Origin of the sequence: Paraburkholderia sp. BR10882, from assembly GCF_040948855.1 — a bacterium.
Classification (GTDB): Bacteria; Pseudomonadota; Gammaproteobacteria; order Burkholderiales; family Burkholderiaceae; genus Paraburkholderia; species Paraburkholderia nodosa_A.
This window is the reverse complement of the sequence record NZ_JBFPKP010000003.1, coordinates 437,191-459,096: the sequence shown is the minus strand read 5'-3', so window position 1 is coordinate 459,096 and position 21,906 is coordinate 437,191. Positions and strand designations below refer to the sequence as shown.

The following is a 21,906-nucleotide window of genomic DNA, read 5'->3' as shown; positions in this document are numbered from 1 at the left end:
AAACAAACGGCCGCCTGTTTTGCAGGCGGTCGTTTTTATTGCGGCTTCGGATTCGTCGCGGGCTGCTTTACACCACGTTCATCGACAGCGCACTTTCCCGATAGTGCGAAGCGGCCTTCTCGCCGTCGCCGAGCTGCTCGTGCAGACGCGCGAGTGCGCGATGCGAGCGGATCTTGAGCGGCTCGTTCTGCGTGGCGTCCGCGGACTTGAGCGCGGCTTCGAGGAACGACTGCGCTTTGCCCCAGAGCTGTTGCTTCAGGCACAGGCGGCCCAGCGCGAACAGCAGGTCGCCGTCCTCAGGGCGCTCCTTGCGCCAAACCTCGGCCTTCTGGATGAGCGGCAGCGCGTCGCTGCCCGCCGTGTCCGGATAGCGGCGCAGCAAGCGCGCGTCCCAGTTCTGCGCGAGCGCTTCCTCGACGATCTTGCGCGCGTCGGCCTGGCGATCGAGCGCGATCAGCAGTTCGGCGGCGCAGTCGGCGAGACGCGGCGAGTGACGCTCGACGTTCGAGAGCGACTGCCACAGTTCGAGCAGCGCATCGGCGTTGTGACGACGGTCGCGCAGCAGATTTTCCGCCGCGAGCTGGCGCAGGCGCACGGCCACGGCCGGGTGCAACGCTTCGCGCTTTTCCAGCGTCTTCACGAGCTTGAGCACTTCGCTCCAGTTCTTGAGCTGCTGCTGCGCGCGCAGTGCGATCTGTTGCGCGTGGATGCGGCGGCCGCCCTGCGTGCGCATTTCGGTGAGCGCGGCAAGCGCACCATCGGCGTCGCGGCCGTCGGCGCGCATGTCGGCGGTCGCCATGAGGCGCGCTTCCTGGAGGTCGGGGTCGTCGACCTGGGTGAGCCATTCGTCGCGGCGCGCGTATTCATGCAGACGGTGCGCAGCCGTCGCGCCGATCAGGCCCGCGGCGCTCGTATTCTTCGCGTCGGCGAGCGAATCGCGTGCGGCTTTCTCGGCGCGCGAGAAGCGGCCCGCGTAGAGATTGCCCACGGCATCGCGCAGCGCCGAGTTCGCCTTCTCGGCGCGCATGCGCGCGCGATAGGCGGCCACGCGGCGCGGCATCGTCACGATGTTGCGCGCGAAACGCAGGATCGCGTATAGCAGCAGGAACGCCACCACGATGCCGACCACGAACAGGTTGAGCGAGACGTCCACACGATACGGCGGATAGACGAGCAGCACCTGCCCGGTGTCGAAGCGCCCGACAGTCGCGAGCGCGACGGCAATCGCGAACAGAAGCGCGAGCCAGAGGAGTCCACGGATCGCCATGCTTACCCCCGGCTCCGGTATTGCTGGATCGCCTTCAGGCTCGTGTCGAGCGTGGGCAGCGTGACGGCGGCCGAGCCGTCGTTCACTTCCTTGAGCAGTCCGCGCACCGTTTGCGTGTCTTTCGACGCACTGTCGAAGTAGCGTGCGAGCGTGGCGTCGGCGGCCGCGAGGTCGGACTTGAGCGTGTCCTGGTTGCGCGAGAGCAGCGACAGGCGCGCCGAAAGCAGACGCAGCTTCAGGTTCTCACGCACGAAATAGCCTTGATCGGGCGACACGAGCATGGCGTCCGCGTTGTCGATGCGGCGCACCTGCACGAGGCTCGCGATCTGCTTGCCCACGCCGTCGACGAAGGTGTCGATCCACACCTTCCATTTCGGCTGGCTGGTCGCCGCGGCAACCTGGGCGATATCGGCAGGCTGTGCAGCCTCCGGCTTCGTATGCGCGACGATCGCCTCGCCTGAAAGCGGCAGCGAGTCGATCTGGCCGAGCGCGGTGTCGAGCTTGATGGCGAGGCCCGTGAGGTCCGTCGACGGCGCGGCCTTGAGCTTGTCGATGTCCTGCGCGATCGCCTTGCGCACGGCGATGGCCTGCGCGTTGTCCGAGGCGGCGAGGCGCGTGTCGGCGCTTTGCAGCGCGAACAGTGCGAGCTGCGTGTTGCCCGTGAGCTGGAGCTGCTCGCTCGCGCTCGACAGCATCTGGCCGACTTCGGCGAGCGTCCAGTCGTCGCGGCTCTTCGACAGGTCGGCGTATTGCTGCGCGAGCGCCTGCTGCGAATTCTGCGCGTCGGCGATCTTGCCTTCGAGCTGGGCGATCTGCTTGTCGACCTGCTGTGCGCCCGCAACAGCCTGGTCGGCGCGCGCACGCAGCGCGGCGGTCTGCTGCTCGCTCGCCTGCTGGCGTTGAATGGCCTGCATGCCGAGGTTGTCGACCTTGCGATTGAGGAAATAGCCGCCTGCGCCCGAGCCCGCCGCGACCAGCACCAGGACGAGCCACAGCAGCGCCGAGCCTGCGCCGCGCCGCCCGTTGCCCGCGCCCGGCGGTGGCGTCAGCGGCGCGGAAGAGCCCGCGCCCGACGACGCATACGAAGGCCGCGCCGATGCGCTGCCCGAAGCCGACGCGCTGCTGGAAGCGGCCGCGCCCGTGGCGAGGGCACCCTGGTTTGTTGTGCTGCTTGAGTTGTTCGAATCTGTCATGCGTGGGTTGGCCGGCGCTTGGGCCGGAGTGTTCTGAACCGGTTGAACAACGGAAGAAGCGAGGCTTAGCAGCGTCTCGACGATGCGTTCGTCGCCCGCGCCGGACACCGTAATCCTATCAAAACCCATTGAGCGCGCCGTCTCGGCGATCCGCGGGTGCGGCGCGACAAGCGGCGCATGACGCAGCTCGACGATCTCGCCCGCCGTGAGGTGCTCGCGCGCGAGTTCGTCGAGGTTGCGCACGCCCTCGGAGCTCGTGACGAGCCACGCGTGCGGCGCGCCTTCGAGCAGCGCGTGCACCTGCGTCCAGGCGGCAATGGGCGGCTCGGGCACGACGCGGCGGTAGGCCGCCACGGTCTCGACCTCGGCGCCCGCTTCGCGCAGACGCTCGGCGAGCCACTCGCGGCCGCCGTCGCCGCGCACGATCAGGACGCGCTTGCCCGCGAAGGCATCCACGCCGAAGGTCTTTTCGAGCGCGGCGTAAAGCGACTCGGAATCGAAGCGCGCGGGCTCTTCCTCCCCCGCGCCCGCAGGGCTCACCACGCGATGCTCGGGGGCCGCCACGCCGTGCCGCTCGAGTGCGGCTACGCTCGCCGGGCCGACCACGGCCACGGGCAGCGCGGGCGGCCAGATCGACGAGACCGAGGCATAGCATGCGAACGCGCGATCGACGGCGTTCGGCGAAACGAACACGACGAGCGCATAGCGTTCGAGCGCGCCGAGCGCGGCGCGCAGCGGCGCTTCGTCGGTCACGGGCGCAATGGCGATGAGCGGAAAGTCGAGCGTGCGCATGCCGTGCTGCGCGAGTCGCCCCGCCAGGCCATCCGACTGACCGGCCGGCCGGGTCATGACGACGGTGAATGGCTTACCGTCGCCATTGCCATTGCCACCATGGCTGTTATCGCCGCTTGCCGGTGACGCGCGCTTCGCGCCGGTAGAGGCGTCGCCCGGCCCGCCCCAGTCGTCGGGCTGGTCGGGGTTGCCGTATGGTTGCCTCGGGCCGGCCATCATCTGGAGGCCGGGCCTTCGCCCGCGCCGGTAGGGTTGTGGGCGCCGCCGCCGCTGGCGGGCGCCGCATTCGGACCATCGGCGGCCTGGGCCGCGTCCGCGAGTGCGCGCACGATCTCGAGCGCGCCCTGCGCGATGAGGTCGTCTGCAACGCGGCGGCCGAGCGCCATGGCATCGTCGAGCGTGGATGCCGCGGTGGCCTCCTGCGCCGCGAGCACCCGGCTCGCGTCGGGCATGGCGATCGTGCCGCGCAGCGCAAGCTTGCCATCGTGCCACTGCGCGTAGGCTGCGAGCGGCACCGTGCAGCTGCCGCCCAGTGCGCGCGAAACCATGCGCTCGGCTTCGACGGCCTTCGCGGTGGCGTCGTCGTGCAACGGCGCGAGCCATGCGGCAATATCGGCGCGATCGGCGCGGATCTCGATGCCGAGCGCGCCCTGCCCCGCCGCCGGCAGGCTGTCCTCGGGCTCGATGAGCGCGCGGATACGCGCGCCGAGGCCAAGGCGCTTCAAGCCCGCCGCCGCGAGAATGATGGCCGCGTAATCGCCGCGGTCGAGCTTGGCGAGGCGCGTGTCGAGATTGCCGCGCAACGGCTTCACGTCGAGATGCGGATAGCGCGCGCGGATCATCGACTCGCGGCGCAGGCTCGACGTGCCCACCACGCTGCCCGCCGGCAACGCGGCGAGCGAGTCGTAGTCGTTGGAGACGAACGCGTCGCGCGGGTCCTCGCGCTCCATGATGGCCGCGAGCGTGAAGCCTTCCGGAAGCTCCATCGGCACGTCCTTGAGCGAGTGCACGGCGAGATCGGCGCGGCCCTCGGCCAGCGCCTGCTCCAGTTCCTTGACGAAAAGACCCTTGCCGCCCACCTTCGAGAGCGTGCGGTCGAGAATTTGATCGCCGCGTGTCGTCATTCCAACAATTTTCACGTCGCAGGCTGGATATAATTTGTGCAGCGCAGCTTGCACATGCTCGGCCTGCCACATCGCGAGGCGGCTCTCCCGCGAAGCGATCACCAGGGTGCGGGGCATGGGCGCGGATAACGTCTCGGAGTTCATGACAAGTACATCGAATGACGGGATGAAAAGCAGGATCGGATAACAGGCAATGTTAGCACGCGCCCTTTTTACCGCCTCCCCGCAGGGACAGGCTGACAGGGCGCGGGCGGCGGCAAGGAAGAGACTCAGGCGTTGCAGCGGCGCTTACTGTACCCATCGTAGGCAAACTGGCGCGCGTCTGGCATGCGGCTGGCACAAACGCGGCCCGCGCGGCCGCGGCGCCGCTTCGGCTTGCGCTCGCCCTCGCGAGCGGCGCACTCTCCAGCAAGGCCTGCACCCGGCGCACCGCCATTGGCGAGCCGCGCCGCCTCTGCCCTATCCGCACGGCTCGCACAGGGTGGCACCTTCCGCCCTCTCCAGGTTGCACCCGCAGTACACGGCCCGGCACGCGCCGCGGTCATGCAGTTGGCAGTTCTCCGACTAACCTGCCCATATCCTGGCAAGCCTCAAGGAAAACATCGTGAAGTCTTCCGGCTCGGCGCGCGCAGAGCGCCGCAACACCGCATCGCAGAACGCAACTTCGAAGGCCGCATCGGCCGCGCCGTCCACGAAACCGGCGAAAACGACGAAGACCACGAAGACCACGAAATCCGCGACGACGAAACCGGCCGCCGAGGCTGTCAAGGCGGCGAAGACGCCGAAGGCCGAAAAAGCGACGAAGGCCACGAAGGCGGTGAAGGCTCCGAAAACGCCCGCCGGCGCTTCGCGCAATGGTCGCGCGCGCGACGACAAGGACCAGCCGCTCTTCGAAGACATCCGCTACCTAGGCCGCCTGCTCGGCGAAGTGCTGCGCGAGCAGGAAGGCGACGCGGTATTCGACGTCGTGGAAACCATTCGTCAGACCGCCGTGCGCTTTCGCCGCGAGGACGACAGCGCCGACGCGCTCGCGCTGGAAAAGCAGTTGCGCGCGCTCTCGCCCGAGCAGACCGTAAGCGTCGTGCGCGCGTTCAGCTACTTCTCGCATCTCGCGAACATCGCTGAAGATCGCCACCGCAACCGCCGCCGCCGCATTCATGACCTCGCGGGCTCGGCGCCGCAGGCGGGCACCATCGCGCATTCGCTCGAACGTCTCGCACTGGCGGGCGCGGCCGCGACGCCGGTGCTCCAGCAGTTCTTCAACGACGCGCTGATCGTCCCCGTGCTCACCGCGCACCCCACGGAAGTGCAGCGCAAGAGCACGCTCGACTCGCAGCACGACATCGCGCGCCTGCTCGCCGAGCGCGACCAGCCGCTCACGCATCGCGAGCTCGAGCACAACGAGTCGCTCCTGCGCGCGCGCGTGACCTCGCTCTGGCAAACGCGCATGCTGCGCGAGTCGCGCCTGACCGTGGGCGACGAAATCGAGAACGCGCTTTCGTATTACCACACGACCTTCCTCACCGAGATCCCGGCGCTTTACAGCGAGATCGAAACGCAGCTAAAGGAGCACGGCCTTTCGGCGCGCCTGCCCGCGTTCTTCCAGATGGGCAGCTGGATCGGCGGCGACCGCGACGGCAACCCGAACGTCACGGCCGCCACGCTCGAAGAAGCGAGCGAGCGCCAGGCGCAGGTGATCCTGCAGCATTACCTCGACGAAGTGCACCGACTCGGCGCCGAGCTTTCGGTGTCGAACCTGCTCGCGGGCGCAAGCGAAGAACTGAAGGCGCTCGCCGAAGCCTCGCCCGACCAGTCGCCGCACCGCGTGGACGAGCCGTATCGCCGCGCGCTGATCGGCGTATATACGCGCCTCGCCGCGAGCGCGCGCGTGCGTCTGGGCGAAGGCGTGGTGGCCGTGCGCAGCGCGGGCCGCAACGCCGCGCCCGTGCGCGCCAAGCCCTATGCCGATGCCGACGAGTTCTCGCGCGACCTGCATATCCTGATGGATTCGCTCGCCGAGCATCACGGCGCGTCGCTCGCCACCACGCGGCTTGCGCCGCTCATGCGCGCCGTCGACGTGTTCGGCTTCCATCTCGCCTCGATCGATCTGCGCCAGAGTTCGGACATCCACGAAGCCGTGATTACGGAGCTGCTCGCGCGCGCCGGTGTCGAAGCCGACTACGCGGCGCTTTCCGAAGAAGACAAGCAGATCGTGCTGCTCGCCCAGCTCGCCGATCCGCGCACGCTGCGCTCGCCGTACCTCGACTATTCCGAGCTCGTGAAAAGCGAGCTGGGCGTACTGGAAATGGCGCGCGTGACGCGCGAGAAGTTCGGCGCGCGCGCCGTGCGCAACTACATCATCTCGCACACCGAAACGGTTTCCGACCTGCTCGAAGTGATGCTGCTGCAGAAGGAAACCGGTCTCATGCGCGGGCGCCTCGGCCACGCGGAAGACCCCGCGAAGGCCGCGCTGATGGTGATCCCCCTTTTCGAGACGATTCCCGACTTGCGCCACGCGCCGGGCATCATGCGCGACCTGCTCGCGCTGCCCGGCATCGACGCCATCGTCGAGCACCAGGGCAACGAGCAGGAAATCATGCTCGGCTACTCGGACAGCAACAAGGACGGCGGCTTCCTCACCTCGAACTGGGAGCTGTATCGTGCGGAACTCGCGCTCGTCGCGCTATACAAGCAGCGCGGCATCACGCTGCGTCTGTTCCACGGCCGCGGCGGCACGGTGGGCCGCGGCGGCGGCCCGACCTACAACGCGATCCTCTCGCAGCCGCCGGGCACGGTCGAAGGCCAGATCCGCCTGACCGAGCAGGGCGAAGTCATCGCGAGCAAGTTCGGCAATCCGGAGATCGGCCGCCGCAACCTCGAAACGGTGATCGCCGCGACGCTCGAAGCGACGCTGCTGCCGATGGGCGGGGCGAGCAACGCGCCCGACCAGCTGCCCGCGTTCGAGCAGACGATGCAATCGCTCTCCGACGCCGCGATGGCCGCGTATCGCTCGCTCGTCTACGAGACGCCCGGCTTCACCGACTACTTCTTCGCCTCCACGCCGATCACGGAAATCGCCGAGCTGAACATCGGCAGCCGCCCGGCCTCGCGCAAGCTGCAGGACCCGAAGAACCGCAAGATCGACGATCTGCGCGCGATTCCGTGGGGCTTCTCGTGGGGCCAGTGCCGCCTGCTGCTCACGGGCTGGTACGGCTTTGGCAGCGCGGTGGCCTCGTATCTCGACGATGCGGGCAGCGACGCCGAGCGCGCGCGCCGTCTCGCGATGTTCAAGAAGATGTACAAGACCTGGCCGTTCTTCTCGAACCTGCTCTCGAACATGGACATGACGCTCGCGAAGACCGACCTCGCGGTGGCCTCGCGCTACGCGCAACTCGTCGCGGACAAGAAGCTGCGCAAGCTCGTATTCGAGCGCATCGTGGCCGAATGGGAGCGCACGACGAAGGTGCTCGGTGAGATCACGGGCGCCCCCGGACGACTCGCCGACAACCCGCTGCTCGCGCGTTCGATCAAGAACCGCTTCCCGTATCTCGATCCGTTGAATCACTTGCAGGTGGAGCTGATCAAGCGCTATCGCGCCGGCGACCCGAGCCCGCGCGTGCGGCGCGGTATTCATCTGACGATCAACGGGATTGCGGCGGGGCTGCGCAATACGGGTTGAGCGTTCGCGCTGTGCTCCTGTGCAAACGGCGTCGTGCCCTCGCGGTCACGACGCCGTTTTTTATTGCCTCAGGCGAACTTCAATCGCGCCGCGTCGCGTCGATCATCAGTGCATCGAGCTTGAACGACATATCGCTCTGCACATCGAAGTATTGGCGCACTTCATCGGGCGTGCGCTCCCACATCGAGCGGATCGCCGTCACGCGCTCCGGCGGCGTGCGCATGCGCGCGACCCACGAATCGAAGTCGAGCGCGATGCGCCAGCGCGCGCTCACCTTCGCGTCGAAGCCGGCGGCGTCGAGCATCGCGATCCACTCGTCGGCGCGGTAGTCGCGAATGTGCGACGCGTCGCGCAACAGTTCGATCGCCTGAATATGCGTGTCGTAAAGCGGATCGTCGATGCCCGCGATGTCGATGAACTTCAGCCGGCCGCCCGGCTTGAGCACGCGGTGCACTTCGGCAAGCGCGCGCGGCACGTCGCGCCAGTGGTGCGCGCTCATGCGGCTCACGGCCCAGTTGAAGCTCGCGTCGGCGAACGGCAGCGTTTCCGCCGCGCCCTGCTGCGTGCGCACGGTCGTCAAGCCGCGCTCCTTCGCGGCGGCTTCGACCGTGGCGAGCATCTGCGGAGCGATGTCGTAGGCCACGACTTCGCGCACGTGCGGCGCCACGGCGAAGCTCGCGTGGCCCGCGCCGCAGCCCATGTCCAGCACCGTCGCATTGCCGCAGGTGGCCGCGAAGGTCGCGGCGAGGTTCTCCAGATCCGCGCCGCTCGCGTGGACCTGGCTCGTGAGGTAGGCGGCGGCGGTCGAGCCGAACGCGTCGGCGACCTGATCGTGATGCTTCATCGCATGCTCCTTTTGCGGGTTCTTATGCGGTGCTTTATGTGGGGCGCGAAGCGGCGAGCGCCGCGCGCCGAGGGGTCTGCAATCTCCGGGCTGGCTGACGTGGCGGCCCGTCGCCGCGTCAGACGCTACAATAGAGTCCGTTTTGTACCAGTACAAGTTAAGCGATTATTCTGGTATCGCTGCCACTAGCCCCACGCCCAATGAGCCTCGATACGCCCTCCCCGGCTTCACCCGCCGCCGCCGGCAAAACCCTCGACGCAACGCCCGCCCGCGCGCTGGGCGAATTCATCCGCGCCCATCGCGAGCGTCTTTCGCCCGCGGAGGTCGGCCTGCCGCCCGGCCCGCGCCGCCGCACGCCTGGCCTGCGCCGTGAGGAAGTCGCACAGCTGTGCGGCGTGAGCCCGACCTGGTACACGTGGATCGAGCAGGGCCGCCCCGTTTCGGCTTCGGCGGACGCGCTCGCGCGCATCGCCGTCGCACTGCGGCTCTCGCGCGCCGAGCGCGCCTATCTGTTCGAGCTGGCCGCGCAGCGCGACCCCGCCGAGCCCGATCCGGCCACCGCCGCGGACGCGCCCGCCACGCTGCTGCAAACGGTGAAGCTCGTGGACGCCCCCGCGTACGTGCTCGACCGCCAGTGGACGGCGCTCGCCTGGAACGCGCATGCGGCGGACCTCTTCACGGGCTGGCTCGACGGCGAGCACGACCGCAACCTGCTGCGCTTCACGTTCACCGAGCCGCTCGGGCGCGAGCTGATCGTGGACTGGGAAACGCGCGCGCGGCGCCTGGCCGCCGAGTTCCGCGCCGACTCCATCCGCCACCTCAACGACGCGCCCACGCGCGCGCTGATCGACTCGCTGATCGCCGCAAGCGATGACTTCGCGCGCTTCTGGGCCTCGCAGGACGTGTTCGAGCGCGAGGGCGGCCGGCGCGAGTTCAACCATCCGCGCCACGGCCGCATCGCCTGCGACCAGATCACCTTCAAGCCCGCACATCGCGAAGATCTCAAGCTCGTGGTGCTGGTGCGGCTCTGAGCGGCGCGGGCCGCCTGGCGGCGTTGCGGCAGAGCGCCAATGTTAAAATCGAGTTCTTTCCCGCCGTGCTTGACGCAATGCAGCGCAATGCGCCGCGCGGCACGCCTTCTCACCGCTTGCTCGTTCACGCCCCATCACCATGACGTCCCAACTGCACAAAAAAGGCGAAGCCTGGTCGGCTCGCTTCTCCGAACCCATGTCGGAGCTGGTCAAGCGCTACACGTCGTCGGTCTTCTTCGACAAGCGCCTCGCGCTCGTCGATATCGAGGGCTCGCTCGCACACGCGTCGATGCTGGCCGCGCAGAAGATCATCTCCGCCGACGACCTCGCCGCCATCGAGGGCGGCATGGCGAAGATCAAGGGCGAGATCGAGCGCGGCGAATTCGAATGGCTGCTCGACCTCGAAGACGTGCACCTGAACATCGAAGCGCGCCTGACCGCCCTGATCGGCGATGCGGGCAAGCGGCTGCACACGGGCCGCTCGCGCAACGACCAGGTCGCGACCGACATCCGCCTCTGGCTGCGCGGCGAGATCGACCGCATCGGCGGCCTGCTCGGCGACCTGCGCGGCGCGCTGCTCGACCTGGCCGAACAGCACTCGGGCACGATCATGCCGGGCTTCACGCACCTGCAAGTGGCGCAGCCGGTCACCTTCGGCCATCACCTGCTCGCCTATGTGGAAATGTTCACGCGGGACGCCGAGCGCATGGTGGACTGCCGCAAGCGCGTGAACCGTCTGCCGCTCGGTGCGGCGGCGCTCGCGGGCACGAGCTTTTCCGTAGACCGCTTCGCCGTGGCGAAGACGCTGGGCTTCGACGGCATCTGCGCAAACTCGCTCGACGCCGTGTCCGACCGCGACTTCGCCATCGAATTCACGGCGGCGGCCGCGCTGGTGATGACGCACGTCTCGCGCTTCTCGGAAGAGCTGGTGCTGTGGATGAGCCCGCGCGTGGGCTTCATCGATCTGGCCGACCGCTTCTGCACGGGCTCGTCGATCATGCCGCAAAAGAAGAACCCGGACGTGCCGGAACTCGCGCGCGGCAAGACCGGCCGCGTGAACGGCCATCTCATGGCGCTCCTCACGCTCATGAAGGGCCAGCCGCTCGCCTACAACAAGGACAACCAGGAAGACAAGGAGCCGCTGTTCGACACGGTCGATACCGTGGCAGACACGCTGCGCATCTTCGCGGAGATGGTCGCGGGCATCACGGTCAAGGAGCAGGCGATGCGCGCGGCGGCGCTGCAGGGCTTCTCCACGGCCACGGATCTGGCCGACTACCTAGTCAAGAAGGGCCTGCCGTTCCGCGACGCGCACGAAGCCGTGGCGCACGCGGTGCGGATCTGCGTGGACCGCAACTGCGATCTGGCCGACCTCACGCTCGACGAGATGCGCCGCGAACTGCCGGCCGTGTCGAACCTGCTGGCCGAAGACGTGTTCGCAGTGCTGACGCTCGAAGGCTCGGTCTCGGCGCGCAACCATCCGGGCGGCACCGCGCCCGAGCAGGTGCGTGCGGCCATCGCGGCGGCGCGCGCGGCGCTCAAGTAAGCGCAGCGCAACGGGCGGAAAACGCTCGCAGTCTAAAGCCCAACCGGGCGCGCGACGGACAACGTCGCGCGCCCGGTTTGCTTGTGGGCGGCGCACAAGGTGACCATGCCCATGAGGACACACATGACAGCGCGCTGTACCCGCAGCAAAATGCCGGAAGTGTGCGCCCGGCAGCCGCGCGTCATGGCCTACGATCCCGCGCCATACTGCCGACTTGCTCCGTCAGGTTTCGTCTTCGCCCCCAACACCTGCCCCATGATCGTCCGCCCTCACCTCCACTGGTTCCGCATGCTGCTCGCGTGGCGCGGCTCCGTGCTGCCGCAACTTCTGCCGCGCCTCTTCATCGTGCTGGTACTGTCGATCATCGCAGTGGCCGCGCACGATCACATCCTCAAGCTCACGGTCAACCTGAGCACCGTGCCGTTCTCGCTGATCGGTATTGCGCTCGCGGTGTTTCTCGGCTTTCGCAACAGCGCGAGCTACGACCGCTATTGGGAGGGCCGCAAGCTCTGGGGGCAAATGCTCAATGAGACGCGCTCGCTGGTGCGCCAGGCACTGACGCTCCCGCGCAGCGGCGACGAAGCGGCAACACGCGAGCGGGCGAGCGAACTGGCCGGTCTGCTCGCTGCGCTGCCGCATGCGCTGCGCCATCAACTGCGCAACACCGACCCGCGCGCCGATCTCGAGTCGCGCCTGGCGCCCGCGCTGTTCGCGCGCGTGATGGCGGCGCGCTACCGCCCGGCCACGCTCCTGCTGTGCGCTTCGGAATGGGTCCAGCGCGAGACGCGCGAAGGCCGCCTCGACGGCTACGCGGTGCTCGCGTTCGAACATAATCTCAATGGCATTTCGGATGTGATCGGCGGGTGCGAGCGCATCGTCTCCACGCCGCTGCCGTTCGCCTATACGGTGATGATTCATCGCACCGTGTACTTCTTCTGCGCGATGCTGCCGTTCGGCCTCGTCGACAGCATCGGCGGTTTGACGCCGATCTTCGCCGTGTTCGTGGCCTACGCGTTCATGGCCCACGAGGCGATCGCCTCGCAGCTCGAAGACCCGTTCGGCACCGAAGACAACGACCTCGCGCTCAACCTGATGTCGACCGGCATCGAGGTCGCGTTGCACGACCTGATGGGCGAGCCGACTGCGCTGCCGGCGCGCGCGCCGGAGCAGTTCATCCTCGACTGAAGGCGCAGCCTCAGTGGTTGTTCACCGTTTCGGCGAGGCGCTTCAAGGTCGCGAGGCGCCCGCCTAGCAGATCGAGTCGCGCATGCTCGTCGATGAGCGGCGTGGTCGCGTCGCGATACGCGCGCCAGTCGCTTTGTGCGCGTGCAACCGTAGGCCGGGCGTGCTTCGGTATGCGCGCATAGAGCTGACGGTAGTAGCGATTGAGGTCATAGCTCACGTGCTCGCAGCGCGCATCGGCGCTGCAGGCGCGCACCTTCGGCGCGTCGCCGTCGTAGGTCGTCGCCTGGGTGCGCAGCGCGAGCGCGCGATCGCGCACCGGCTGCAGGCGCATGTCCGCCTCGTAGAGCTGGTAGGTGCTGCCGCTCGTGGTCGCGAATGCGGCGCCGAGCATGGTGTCCTCGGCGTCGCGCCAGGCCACCCACTTCTGCTGGCTCAGTTGCCAGCGCTTTTGCTGCGCGGCCGGCAGCTTCGCGAGCAGTTGCGCGAGCGCGTTGTCGGCGGCCTTGCGCCATGCGGTGCGCGCGTCGTCCATGCACTGGATCTGGCCAGCCGTCGACGACCGGTCCGCGCGCGCGAGACAGGTGCGCATGGCCGTATCGATCGGATCGGCCGCCGCGACCTCGGCGCGCGCCGCCGGTGCCACGGCGAACAGCACCGTGGCGGTCGAAATCACCGACAGCGTCGACACCATCGCAGCAAAATAACGCGCTAGCCGCGCCGAAGAACCATCCAACATCCCCTCCCCTCGCGCGTTCAGTCGCGCACGCAATCCACGAAATACTCGATGCGGCCGTTGATGGTCTCGCCCACGAGCCCGTGGATGTCGGTATGGAAGCCCGGGAAGCGCTCATTGAACTCGCGCGCGAACTTCAGATAATTCACGATCGTCTTGTTGAAGCGCTCGCCCGGAATCAGCAGCGGAATACCCGGCGGATACGGCGTGAGCAGGATCGACGTGACGCGGCCTTCGAGTTCGTCGACAGGCACGCGGTCGATCTCGCGGTGGGCGAGCTTCGCGAATGCATCCGACGGCTTCATCGCAGGCTCCATGCTCGAGAGGTACATCTCGGTCGTGAGGCGCGCGATATCGTTGGCACGGTAGACGCTGTGGATCTGCTGGCACAGGTCGCGCAGGCCCACGCGCTCGTACATCGGATGCTGCGCGACGAATTCGGGCAGCACGCGCCACAGCGGCTGGTTGTTGTCGTAGTCGTCCTTGAACTGCTGGAGCTCGGTCACCATCGAGTTCCAGCGGCCCTTCGTGATGCCGATCGTGAACATGATGAAGAACGAGTACAGCCCCGTCTTCTCGACGATGATGCCGTGCTCGGCCAGGTACTTCGTCACGATCGCGGCCGGAATGCCGGTTTCGCCGAATTCGCCGTCCACGTCCAGACCCGGCGTGACGATGGTCGCCTTGATCGGGTCCAGCATGTTGAAGCCTTCCGCCAGCGCGCCGAAGCCGTGCCAGTGATCGTTCGGGCGCAGCATCCAGTCTTCGCGCGAGCCGATGCCTTCTTCGGCCAGCTCGTCCGGGCCCCAGACCTGGAAGAACCAGTCGTCGCCGTACTCGGCGTCCACCTTGCGCATGGCGCGGCGGAAGTCGAGCGCTTCGGCGATCGACTCTTCCACCAGTGCCGGGCCGCCCGGCGCTTCCATCATCGCGGCGGCCACGTCGCACGACGCGATGATCGCGTATTGCGGCGACGTGGACGTGTGCATCAGATACGCCTCGTTGAAGCGGTGGCGGTCGAACGCGCTGTCTTCCGAGTCCTGCACGACGATCTGCGAGGCCTGCGAGATTCCGGCGAGCAGCTTGTGCGTCGAGTGCGTCGCGAACACCAGCGCCTTGGTACGCGGACGGCCCGCGCCGATCGCGTGCATGTCCTGGTAGAACTCGTGGAATTCGGCGTGCGGCAGCCAGGCTTCGTCGAAGTGCAGCGTGTCGAGCATGTCGCCGAGCAGGTCCTTGATCATCTCGACGTTGTAGACCACGCCGTCGTACGTGCTCTGCGTGATCGTCAGAATGCGCGGCTTCACGTTCGGATTCTTCGCGAGCGCCTCGCGGGCGAACGGATTCGCCTCGATCTTCTTGCGGATGTTTTCCGGCTTGAACTCGTCGCGCGGAATCGGGCCGATGATGCCGAAGTTGTTGCGCGTCGGCGTGAGGAACACGGGAATCGCGCCCGTCATCGTGATCGCGTGCAGGATCGATTTGTGGCAGTTGCGGTCGACCAGCACGATGTCGCCGGGCGCGACCGTTGCGTGCCAGACGATCTTGTTCGACGTGGACGTGCCGTTGGTCACGAAGAACACGTGGTCCGCGCTGAAGATGCGCGCCGCGTTGCGCTCCGAGGCCGCGACCGGGCCGGTGTGATCGAGCAGCTGGCCGAGTTCCTCGACCGCATTGCAGACGTCGGCGCGCAGCATGTTTTCGCCGAAGAACTGGTGGAACATCTGGCCGAGCGGATTCTTCAGGAAAGCGACGCCGCCCGAGTGACCCGGGCAGTGCCACGAGTACGAACCTTCGTCGGCGTACTTGACGAGTTCCTTGAAGAACGGCGGCGCGAGCGCGTCGAGATACACGCGCGCTTCGCGAATCACGTGGCGCGCGACGAACTCCGGCGTGTCCTCGAACATGTGGATGAAGCCGTGCAGCTCGCGCAGGATGTCGTTGGGCAGATGGCGCGAGGTACGCGTCTCGCCGTACAGGAAAATGGGGATGTCCGAGTTGCGCTTGCGCACCGCTTCCATGAACGCGCGCAGCGCGACGATGGCGGGCGCGTGCTCGGGCGCTTCCTCGTCCGAGCCTTCGACGTAGGGCAGCAGCTCGTCGTCGTCGATCGAGAGGATGAAGCACGCGGCGCGGCTCGACTGCTGCGCGAACGACGTGAGGTCGCCGTAGCTCGTCAGCCCGAGGACTTCCGCGCCCTCTTTCTCGATGGCTTCGGCGAGCGCGCGGATGCCGGAACCCGAGATGTTCTCGGAGCGAAAGTCTTCGTCGATGATGACGACGGGAAAACGAAACTTCATGGGCGATTCTCCAAAAGACACGACCGCTGCATATGACGCGCAGCGGTCCCCGTATGTCGTTGAATCCGGTAGTGTTGTGCGCTGGAACTCAGGTCTTCGGCAGGGTGACGCCGTGCTGGCCTTGATACTTGCCGCCGCGATCCGCGTACGAGACCTCGCAGATCTCGTCGCTTTCGAAGAACAGCACTTGCGCCACCCCTTCGTTCGCGTAGATTTTCGCAGGCAAAGGTGTCGTATTTGAGAATTCGAGCGTGACATACCCTTCCCACTCGGGCTCGAACGGCGTGACGTTCACGATGATCCCGCAGCGCGCGTAGGTCGACTTGCCCAGACACACCGTCAGGACGTTGCGCGGAATGCGGAAATACTCGACCGTGCGCGCCAGCGCGAACGAATTGGGCGGGATGATACAGACGTCGCCCTTGAAGTCCACGAACGATTTTTCGTCGAAGTTCTTCGGATCGACGATGGTCGAATTGATGTTCGTGAAGATCTTGAATTCGTCGGCGCAGCGGATGTCGTAGCCGTAGCTCGAGGTGCCGTAGCTCACGATCTTGCGGCCGTCTTCCGACATACGGACCTGATCGCGCACGAACGGCTCGATCATCTTCTGCTCTTCGGCCATGCGCCGGATCCACTTGTCGGACTTGATTGCCATGTTCGCTACTTGACGAGAAATTCGGGTCGGGAAAGCATGCGGACGGACCCACCGGGCGCGCGCCGCGTGCGAAAGGCGCCTATTTTACGCGATGTGGATCGCCATGCCTGGAACTGCGTTTCGCGCCGGGGCCAACGCCGCGCTCACTGGGCGCGGATCAGGCCGCAGGCGAGCGCCGGGCCCGTGCCGCGCTGCGGGTACGCGTAGGGGTCGATGGCGTCCCGGTGCACGATCACCGCGCGTTGCAGGACGGAGCGCACGCCGTCGAGCGAGACGTCGGGGGCGACGATAAAGCCCGACGCCACGCCGTTCGAATCCGCATGGATATTGCCGAGGTCGCCTTCCACGCGCGCGCCGGGCTTCAGGCGCTCCGCGGCGGGCGCGAACACGGCGCCGGCGCTCGAGGCGTCGGTGGCGTTGCAGTCGCCGCGCTCGTGCACCTGCAATGCGTGATCGCTGTCGGGCTGCAGGCCCGCGAGGTTGTAGCTCACCTGCACGCCGTCCGAATGTTCGACGAACGAAACCGTGCCGCGCACCTGGCTGCCGACAGTGGGCAGCAACTGTGCGACCGCGCGCTTCTCCTGCTGCCCCATGAAGCTCGTGCAGCCCGCCAGCAGCGCGCAGCCGCAGAGCGTGACGAGGGCGATCATCCTGACGACCTGCGCATTCCCCGCTTGCCTGTCGTGTCCTTTATCCATGCGATCCTCTTGCCGGGCGGCGGCAGCCCCGTTGCTGCCGCCATACCGGACCCGATGAAGCCCACATGATACCGCGCAGGCGGCGCGGCGCGCGCCTATCTGTCCCCATGCGCGGGGCGCCGCACGAGCGCTGCGGCCGCACCGGCGCTCAGGTGTTCTGCACGACGATGGTCGGGAACTTCGAGGTCATGTCGCGGGCGCGCTCGGCGATCTGGATCGCCACGCGCCGCGCGATCGCGCGATAGGTTGCCGCCACCGGCCCCTCGGGTGCGGCCACCACGGTGGGGTTGCCCGAATCGGCCTGCTCGCGAATGGCGATGTCGAGCGGCAGGCTGCCGAGCACTTCCACGCCGTACTCCTTGGCCATGCGCTCGCCGCCGCCCGCGCCGAAAATATGCTCGGCGTGGCCGCAGTTCGAGCAGATATGCACGGCCATGTTCTCGACGATGCCGAGAATCGGAATGCCTACCTTCTCGAACATCTTGAGGCCCTTCTTCGCGTCGAGCAGCGCGATGTCCTGCGGCGTCGTGACGATCACGGCGCCCGTGACGGGCACGCGCTGCGAGAGCGTGAGCTGGATGTCGCCGGTGCCCGGCGGCATGTCGACCACGAGATAGTCGAGCTCGCGCCAGTTGGTCTGACGCAGCAGCTGCTCGAGCGCGGAAGTGGCCATCGGGCCGCGCCAGACCATCGGGTTGTCCTGCTCGATCAGAAAGCCGATCGAGTTGGCCTGCACGCCGTGGCCTTCGAGCGGATTCATCGACTGCCCGTCGGGCGATTCGGGGCGGCCTTCGATGCCGAGCATCATCGGCAGCGAAGGGCCGTAGATGTCCGCGTCGAGCACGCCGACCGAAGCGCCTTCGGCGGCGAGCGCGAGCGCGAGATTCACGGCGGTCGTGCTCTTGCCCACGCCGCCCTTGCCTGAGGCCACGGCGACGATGTTCTTCACGTTGGGCAGCAGCTTCACGCCGCGTTGCACCGTATGCGCGGTAATCTCGCTTCTGACCGCGACGCGGCTCGCCTTCACGCCCGGCACGGCGGCAAGCGCCGCTTCGACCTGCGCGCGCACCGCGTCGAACTGGCTCTTCGCCGGATAGCCGAGCACGATCTCGACGCCGACCGTATCGCCATCGACGGTCACGTTGCGCACGCCCTTGGCCACCGTGTAGGGATGCCCCGTGTTCGCGTCCGTCAAGGCCGCGAGCGCGGCGTCGACCAAAGCCCGATCTATGCTCATTGAAACTCCGTGGGGAGAATGCCGGTCTGCGTTAGCGCCGATCCGAGTGAGGACTGATCGCCTACGCGCCGGAAATCGAAAGAAATTGTTAAGCTGCATTGCGCAAAATTGCCCGAAAGGGCACGCTTCGCGGCAGCATCGATTTTGTATGCCGACCAGGCGGTCTCGAAGCCGCGACCCAGCGGCCTTTCGCCTGGCGGCGCAAACCTCAAGGCGTCATTGTAGTAGCTGCCGCCGCGCACCGTTCGAAGACCCTGTTCGCAAGCGGGGCCGCGAACGCCGCAGGCAGCGTCCGTTCCACTCAAGAAAGGAAAGCAAATGAACACAAGAATCCTGACTCGCCTGTCCGTCTTCGCCATCGCCGGCGCGCTCGTCGCCGGCTGCGCGACGCAGCAGGGCACCAACACGGCTGTCGGCACCGGTGTCGGCGCAGGCACGGGCGCGGCGATCGGCGCCATCTTCGGCGGCGGCAAGGGCGCGGCAATCGGCGCGGGCGCGGGCGCACTGGTCGGCGGCATCACCGGCTACAACTGGCAAAACATCCACAACAAGCTCTCGGGCGCCACCAAGGGCACCGGCACGAAGATCACCGAGCAGCCGGACGGCTCGCTCAAGCTCGACATCCCGAGCAATGTGACGTTCGACACCAGCAGCTACGCGATCAAGCCGTCGTTCGCGCCGGTGCTCGACCAGGTCGCGCAGACCCTCCAGCAGAACCCGGAAGTGGTTGCGCAGGTGGTCGGCCATACGGATAACACGGGCTCCGCCGCCTACAACCAGACGCTGTCGGTCAACCGCGCACAGAGCGTCGTGAACTACCTCGCGTCTCGCGGCATTCAGATGCAGCGCATGGCGGCGGAGGGACGCGGCGATACGCAACCGATCGCCGACAACAACACCGAAGCGGGCCGCGCCGCCAACCGCCGCGTGGAAATGTACCTGCGCGCGACGTCGCAGCACCAGGGCGGTTAAGCTCGCCCGACGCAGTCGCCGGGAACGCAGTGCCGGCGACTGCGCAGAAAAAACAGCGACACATTGACGGGGCGGCAGTCATGCCGCCCCGTTTGCATTTGGAGTTGCTCGAACACGCGCTCCGATACCCTTGCTGGACGGCCCTCTCAAGCCTGCTTCAATGCGCTTGCAGAGAATCGAAAAAATTTTCGAACTCTCGGGAAGCCGTGCTGTCTGTCTTTACGGTACGTGTGCGGCAGTGCCGCCGCGTCACCATTCTCCTCTTGTCGTTGTTGCTCCGGGGCCAATCTTGCCCCGGTTTTTTTTGGCCGCAATTTGTGCGTCGCAGCATCCCCGCGACTCACGCAGCCCGCGCCCCATCCAGGCATTGCGCATACGAGCGTCCACCGGCTCGCCGAACGGCGCTGCGCCTGCCCTGCTAAAATCGCGCTTTCCCCCCGCAACATCGGACTTCCCCTCACTTATGTCAGCACCCGCCACCGACCTCGCAGCAGCCGGCGCGCATGCCAATCAAAGCGGCCGCCGCCAGATTCTCGTTACGTCTGCTCTGCCGTACGCCAACGGTCAGATCCACATCGGCCACCTGGTCGAGTACATCCAGACGGACATCTGGGTTCGCGCGCTGCGAATGCATGGTCACGAGGTTTACTACGTCGGTGCCGACGACACGCACGGCACGCCCGTCATGCTGCGCGCGGAGAAGGAAGGCCTCACGCCGCAGCAGCTGATCGCGCGCGTGTGGCAGGAGCACAAGCGCGACTTCGACAGCTTCGGCGTGTCGTTCGACAATTACTACTCGACGGACTCCGAAGAGAACCGTGTGCTCTCCGAGTCGGTGTATCTGGCGCTCAAGGAAGCGGGTTTCATCGAAACGCGCGACATCGAGCAGGCCTACGACCCGGTCAAGAACATGTTCCTGCCGGACCGCTTCATCAAGGGCGAGTGCCCGAAGTGCGGCGCGAAGGACCAGTACGGCGACAGCTGCGAAGTATGCGGCTCGACTTACGCGCCCACTGACCTGAAGAATCCGTACTCGGTGGTCTCGGGCGCGACGCCGATCCGCAAGACCTCGACGCACTACTTCTTCCGTCTCTCGGACCCGCGCTGCGAAGACTTCCTGCGCGGCTGGGTGAGCGGCCTCGCGCAACCGGAAGCGACCAACAAGATGCGCGAGTGGCTGGGCGAATCGGGCGAATCGAAGCTCGCCGACTGGGACATCTCGCGCGACGCCCCCTACTTCGGCTTCGAGATTCCGGGCGCGCCCGGCAAGTACTTCTACGTGTGGCTCGATGCGCCCGTGGGCTATTACGCGAGCTTCAAGAACCTGTGCGAAAAGCGCGGCCTCGATTTCGAGGCATGGGTGAAGGCCGGCTCGAAGACGGAGCAGTATCACTTCATCGGCAAGGACATCCTGTATTTCCATACGCTGTTCTGGCCGGCGATGCTGCAGTTCTCGGGCCACCGCACGCCGACCAACGTCTTCGCGCATGGCTTTTTGACCGTGGACGGCGCGAAGATGTCGAAGTCGCGCGGCACGTTCATCACGGCGGAAAGCTATGTGACCACGGGCCTGAACCCCGAGTGGCTGCGCTACTACTTCGCCGCGAAGCTCAACAGCACGATGGAAGACCTCGACCTGAACCTCGAAGACTTCCAGGCGCGCGTGAACAGCGACCTCGTCGGCAAGTACATCAACATCGCAAGCCGCGCGGCGGGTTTCCTGATCAAGCGCTTCGACGGCCGCGTGCAGGACAGCGCGATGCACCATCCGCTGCTCGAGCAACTGCGCGGCGCGATTGCGCAAATCGCTGCGCACTACGAAGCACGCGAATACAGCCGCGCGCTGCGCCAGACGATGGAACTCGCCGACGCCGTGAATGGCTACGTCGACACGGCCAAGCCGTGGGAACAGGCCAAGGATCCGGCCAACCCGGTGGCGCTGCACGAGACCTGCAGCGTGAGCCTCGAAGCGTTCCGCCTGCTTTCGCTCGCGCTGAAGCCGGTGCTGCCGACGCTCGCGGAAGGCGTCGAGCAGTTCCTCGCGATCGAGCCGCTGACCTGGGCCGATGCCGGCAAGGCGCTTTCGTCGCAACAGCCGATCAACGCGTACAAGCACCTGATGACGCGCGTCGATCCGAAGCAGATCGAAGCGCTGCTTGCCGCCAACCGCGATTCGCTGCAGGCAACCGATGCACCCGCCGCCGCGGCTGCGGATGCGAACAAGAAGTCGAAGGCTGCCAAGGAAGCGAAGAAGCCTGCCGCCGATGAAACGCCGGAAGTCATCTCCATCGACGACTTCGCGAAGATCGACCTGCGCGTGGCGCTGATCGTCGACTGCAACTTCGTCGAAGGGTCGGACAAGCTGCTGCAACTCACGCTCGACGTGGGCGAGGAAAAGACGCGAAACGTGTTCTCGGGCATTCGTTCGGCGTACAAGCCGGAGGACCTCAAGGGCAAGCTCACGGTGATGGTTGCGAACCTCGCGCCGCGCAAGATGAAGTTCGGCATGTCCGAAGGCATGGTGCTCGCGGCTTCCGCCGCCGACGAGAAGGCCGAACCGGGTCTGTACATTCTCGAACCGCATAGCGGCGCAAAGCCGGGCATGCGGGTCAGGTAATACCCACTCGCTGATGTCATACGAAACGCC

The 21,906-nt window shown here is 66.7% G+C and carries 16 protein-coding genes; 6 read left to right on the top strand and 10 right to left on the bottom strand.

Annotated features, from left to right (window positions below; translation table 11 throughout):
• Positions 1-67 precede the first annotated feature (67 nt).
• From AB3X99_RS11330 to AB3X99_RS11315, 4 genes are all read right to left on the bottom strand, one after another.
• Entirely contained in the window at positions 68-1,267 is a 1,200-nt protein-coding gene (locus AB3X99_RS11330; RefSeq protein WP_368616961.1) for a heme biosynthesis protein HemY, read from the bottom strand.
• 2 nt (positions 1,268-1,269) lie between these two features.
• The gene (hemDX, locus tag AB3X99_RS11325; RefSeq protein WP_368617049.1) at positions 1,270-3,309 is read right to left on the bottom strand and encodes a fused uroporphyrinogen-III synthase HemD/membrane protein HemX; all 2,040 of its coding nucleotides are present in this window, start codon (positions 3,307-3,309) and stop codon (positions 1,270-1,272) included.
• Positions 3,310-3,467: 158 nt separating this feature from the next.
• A complete protein-coding gene (gene hemC / locus AB3X99_RS11320; RefSeq protein ID WP_368616960.1) occupies positions 3,468-4,520 on the bottom strand; it encodes a hydroxymethylbilane synthase in 1,053 nt (350 codons plus the stop codon).
• A gap of 420 nt (positions 4,521-4,940) precedes the next feature.
• On the bottom strand, positions 4,941-5,186 hold the full coding sequence (locus tag AB3X99_RS11315; RefSeq protein ID WP_368616959.1) for a hypothetical protein: 246 nt from the start codon (positions 5,184-5,186) through the stop codon (positions 4,941-4,943).
• A 7-nt stretch (positions 5,187-5,193) separates the two neighbouring features.
• Here AB3X99_RS11315 and ppc point away from each other — a divergent pair, with 7 nt between their 5' ends.
• Complete coding sequence (gene ppc, locus AB3X99_RS11310) at positions 5,194-8,055, top strand: phosphoenolpyruvate carboxylase (protein ID WP_368616958.1); 2,862 nt, start codon at positions 5,194-5,196, stop codon at positions 8,053-8,055.
• 79 nt (positions 8,056-8,134) lie between these two features.
• Here ppc and AB3X99_RS11305 read toward each other — a convergent pair whose 3' ends face one another.
• Positions 8,135-8,899 carry a methyltransferase domain-containing protein gene (locus tag AB3X99_RS11305; protein ID WP_368616957.1) on the bottom strand — a complete coding sequence of 255 codons (765 nt, stop codon included), beginning with the start codon at positions 8,897-8,899 and terminating at the stop codon, positions 8,135-8,137.
• A 200-nt stretch (positions 8,900-9,099) separates the two neighbouring features.
• Here AB3X99_RS11305 and AB3X99_RS11300 point away from each other — a divergent pair, with 200 nt between their 5' ends.
• The 3 genes from AB3X99_RS11300 (at position 9,100) to AB3X99_RS11290 (ending at position 12,661) form a co-directional block, all read left to right on the top strand.
• Positions 9,100-9,930 carry a helix-turn-helix transcriptional regulator gene (locus AB3X99_RS11300; protein WP_368606879.1) on the top strand — a complete coding sequence of 277 codons (831 nt, stop codon included), beginning with the start codon at positions 9,100-9,102 and terminating at the stop codon, positions 9,928-9,930.
• Between the two features lie 139 nt (positions 9,931-10,069).
• The gene (gene argH, locus AB3X99_RS11295; protein ID WP_069265428.1) at positions 10,070-11,476 is read left to right on the top strand and encodes an argininosuccinate lyase; all 1,407 of its coding nucleotides are present in this window, start codon (positions 10,070-10,072) and stop codon (positions 11,474-11,476) included.
• 255 nt (positions 11,477-11,731) lie between these two features.
• A complete protein-coding gene (locus AB3X99_RS11290; protein WP_342947878.1) occupies positions 11,732-12,661 on the top strand; it encodes a bestrophin family ion channel in 930 nt (309 codons plus the stop codon).
• A gap of 10 nt (positions 12,662-12,671) precedes the next feature.
• On the opposite strand, the gene AB3X99_RS11285 is transcribed toward AB3X99_RS11290, so the two are convergent.
• The 5 genes from AB3X99_RS11285 to apbC all read right to left on the bottom strand — a co-directional run bounded on the left by AB3X99_RS11285 (position 12,672) and on the right by apbC (position 18,287).
• The gene (locus AB3X99_RS11285) at positions 12,672-13,352 is read right to left on the bottom strand and encodes a lysozyme inhibitor LprI family protein (RefSeq protein WP_368606883.1); all 681 of its coding nucleotides are present in this window, start codon (positions 13,350-13,352) and stop codon (positions 12,672-12,674) included.
• Between the two features lie 62 nt (positions 13,353-13,414).
• Complete coding sequence (locus AB3X99_RS11280; RefSeq protein WP_069265431.1) at positions 13,415-15,694, bottom strand: arginine/lysine/ornithine decarboxylase; 2,280 nt, start codon at positions 15,692-15,694, stop codon at positions 13,415-13,417.
• Positions 15,695-15,782: 88 nt separating this feature from the next.
• On the bottom strand, positions 15,783-16,352 hold the full coding sequence (dcd, locus tag AB3X99_RS11275) for a dCTP deaminase (RefSeq protein ID WP_028207739.1): 570 nt from the start codon (positions 16,350-16,352) through the stop codon (positions 15,783-15,785).
• Positions 16,353-16,495: 143 nt separating this feature from the next.
• Positions 16,496-17,050: a superoxide dismutase family protein gene (locus AB3X99_RS11270; RefSeq protein WP_324161893.1), complete on the bottom strand. Its 555-nt coding sequence runs from the start codon at positions 17,048-17,050 to the stop codon at positions 16,496-16,498.
• Positions 17,051-17,198: 148 nt separating this feature from the next.
• Positions 17,199-18,287 carry an iron-sulfur cluster carrier protein ApbC gene (gene apbC, locus AB3X99_RS11265; protein WP_069265433.1) on the bottom strand — a complete coding sequence of 363 codons (1,089 nt, stop codon included), beginning with the start codon at positions 18,285-18,287 and terminating at the stop codon, positions 17,199-17,201.
• A 318-nt stretch (positions 18,288-18,605) separates the two neighbouring features.
• Between apbC and AB3X99_RS11260 the strand changes: the two genes are divergently transcribed.
• Together AB3X99_RS11260 and metG are read left to right on the top strand one after the other, a co-directional pair.
• Positions 18,606-19,259, top strand: coding sequence for an OmpA family protein (locus tag AB3X99_RS11260; RefSeq protein ID WP_069265434.1), 654 nt, complete (start codon positions 18,606-18,608; stop codon positions 19,257-19,259).
• A gap of 463 nt (positions 19,260-19,722) precedes the next feature.
• Positions 19,723-21,876: a methionine--tRNA ligase gene (gene metG, locus AB3X99_RS11255; protein ID WP_368616956.1), complete on the top strand. Its 2,154-nt coding sequence runs from the start codon at positions 19,723-19,725 to the stop codon at positions 21,874-21,876.
• Positions 21,877-21,906: the final 30 nt, after the last annotated feature.